The 2,659-nt window shown below is 64.3% G+C and carries 2 protein-coding genes; both read right to left on the bottom strand.

Annotated features, from left to right (window positions below; genetic code table 11):
- Positions 1-89 precede the first annotated feature (89 nt).
- Positions 90-956 carry an IS21-like element helper ATPase IstB gene (istB, locus tag BM397_RS28805; RefSeq protein ID WP_043872355.1) on the bottom strand — a complete coding sequence of 289 codons (867 nt, stop codon included), beginning with the start codon at positions 954-956 and terminating at the stop codon, positions 90-92.
- Positions 953-2,479, bottom strand: a complete 1,527-nt coding sequence (gene istA / locus BM397_RS28800; RefSeq protein ID WP_143187091.1) for an IS21 family transposase — start codon at positions 2,477-2,479, stop codon at positions 953-955. Before istA ends, istB begins: the two co-directional genes overlap by 4 nt.
- Positions 2,480-2,659: the final 180 nt, after the last annotated feature.

Genomic DNA, 2,659 nt, shown 5'->3' with positions numbered 1-2,659 from the left:
TGTGGCGCGACATCGCAGTTGAGTGCTGAGCGACATCGCAGGTGGATGACGGTGACGTTTTTTGACGGTGCCGGTTTGCGGCCGTCAGATCAAGTTTCGATGTCGCTGCTCAATGTCGCTGGCTGCGAGTTGTCCTTCGCTGTGGCGATCTCCTTTTCGGGCTGTTGTTTGTCGCGGTCATCTTCGATGTCGCTTAGCGATGTCGCGGCGGCATAGGCGGCACGGCGTCGGTAGCTTTCGACGTTCATCTCGAAGATTGTTGCATGGTGAACGAGCCGATCGATGGCGGCGATGGTCATCGCCCTGTCGGGGAAGATGGCGTCCCAACCACTGAACGGCTGATTGGCCGTGATCATGATAGAGCGCCGCTCGTATCGTGCGGAGATGAGCTCGAAGAGGGCGCTGGTCTCGGCCTGATCCTTTCGCACGTACGACAGGTCGTCGAGGATGAGCAGGTCGAACTTGTCGAGCTTCGCGATCTCCTGAGAGAGTGCTAGGTCCTGCCGCGCCACTTGCAGGCGTTGGACCAGGTCCGACGTCCTTGCCATAAGCACACGGTACCCTCGTTGGATGAGTTCGTATCCGATGGCCCCCGCGAGGTGCGTCTTGCCCGAGCCGGGCGGGCCGAAGGCCAGCAAATTGTGCCCTGCCTGCAGCCAGCTGTCGCCTTCGACCAGCGCTCTGACGCGGGCCTGGCTCAAGGTGGGTACCGCCAGGAAGTCGAAGGCGTCGAGCGTTTTCCCTTGTGGCAGCCTTGCAGCGGCAAGATGGCGTTGGATGCGGCGCTGTTCCCGCTCGCTCAGCTCCAGCTCGCACAGCGCCGCCAGCAAGCGTTCGGCCGGCCAACCCTCCTTGTCGGCACGGGTGCAGAACTCCGGCCAGAGGCGGGCGACCGTGGGCAGCCTGAGCGCCGTCAGTAGGGTCGGCAGTGTTGCGGTTTCCACGGTCATGCTCATGCGGCCGCTCCCTGTCCTTGGATCAGGTCATCGTAGCTGCCGGCAGAGGGGATGCAGACCGGGACATCGGGCCCACCATCGCCTTCGGGCCGCGTGAAGCGAGAGCGCAGGTCCCCGAGGACCGGAAGTTCGCCTCGGGCAAGGATTGCCGAGAGGGCCGCGGCCAATTCCGCCTCGCAGGTCTGATCATGGGCGAGCCACAGCAGGCCGACCATGATCCGGCAGGCTTGCCGCAGCGGTCCGGCAGCCGTCAGCGCGTCCCAGCATCGGCGGTATTCCGTGCGAGGGAAGAGCGCGTCGCGATAGGTCAGGTTGGCGAAGGCCTGAGGCTTGGCCCGCAAGCTGTGGATGACGTGATGGTAGCTAACGACATAGCCATGGCCGCCACGCCCACCGGCAGGCGGGCGCCCGCGCGGTAGGGTTTCGAGGGGTGTGCCGCCGAGGAACAGCTCCAGGCGATCATCGAAGATGCGTAGCTTCAGCTCGTAGCCGATCAGGCGAGAGTGAACGGTGTAGAACACCTTTCGGAACACGAAGCCGCCCGACGAGGTCACCCGCACGCGTGCCTCATCGTAATCACAGCTACGGCGCGCCGGAAGCGGCTGCAGATGTGGCCGTTCGACCCTCAGGCGGTCCCGATGCCGTGCATTGTGGCGCGCGACGACCTGGGCAACGAAGTGTCGCCAGTCGTTCAACTCATCGAAGTCATGACTGCCACGCAGCAGCAGGGCCTGCTCCAAGCGGGTCTTGAGATGTCCGTGCCGGCTCTCGATAGACCCGTTTTCGTGTGCAATGCCGCGATTGTTCCGGGTCGCTTCCATGCCGTAGTCGGCACACAGCGCGTCATAGCGTGTGCGCAGGTCCTCTCGGGCATCCCGATCGAGATTGGCGAAGGCGGCCGACAAGCTGTCCGTCCGATGTTCGCGCGGGGCGCCGCCGAGAAGCCATAGGGCGTTCTGCAATCCGCCAGCCAAGGCGGTGTAGCTCTCGCCGCCGAGCACCACCTCGGCATGCTCCCAGCCCGAGTGAACCAGGGTGAAGTGATAGATCCGATGCGCCAAGGGCACTCCGGCAATCGTGACGCCGAGCGCGCGCGCGTCGAAGAAGTCGGACATGCCCTCCCGTCCCGGCGGGTGTGACTGGCGGAAGATCACTTCCCTGTCCGGCCCGTGTTCGGCGCGCCAAAGCCGCATCCGGCGCTCCAAGGTGCGGCGCGCAGAGCTCAGGTCCCGGTCCGGATGACGGTACTGCATCTCTTCGAGCACCGCGATCGGCCGAAGGCCCGGTGTCGCTTCGATCAGCGGAACGATCTCTTCGTTCCACAGGCCGGCCAAAGGGTCGGGTTTGCCGCCTCCGTGTCGGCGCTCACGTCGTTTCTGAGATGGAGGGCGGGGGTCACGTTCGATCCGGGCTCCGGTGCTGACGCTGAAGCCGGCTTTGGCAGCCGCAATCTTTTGCGTGTGATGCTGTCGAAGGGTCATGTAATCCTCGTGTTGTCGGTCGGTGATGAAACGGCCGGGCATCCGATCCTCTTCTTGGTCGTCGAAGATCGGACCACCCTGACCGCCGTCACCGCCAACCGCACGGGGTAAACCCGCGCGAGATTTTGGGGGAAGCTACATCCGGGCTACGCCCGGCTTCCGCTTCCCCCAAAATCACCACCTGCAATGTCGCGCTGTTTCACCAGCGGTGTCGCTGCACAC

Origin of the sequence: Alloyangia pacifica, assembly GCF_900116195.1 — a bacterium.
Lineage (GTDB): Bacteria > Pseudomonadota > Alphaproteobacteria > Rhodobacterales > Rhodobacteraceae > Salipiger > Salipiger pacificus.
Note: the sequence above shows the minus strand (reverse complement) of the source record. Positions and strands in the feature narration are given on the sequence as shown.

Coding starts and splice junctions, on each gene's coding strand:
- istA (WP_143187091.1), bottom strand. CDS start 2,479: ATGCCCGGCCGTTTCATCACCGACCGACAACACGAGGATTACATGACC.
- istB (WP_043872355.1), bottom strand. CDS start 956: ATGAGCATGACCGTGGAAACCGCAACACTGCCGACCCTACTGACGGCG.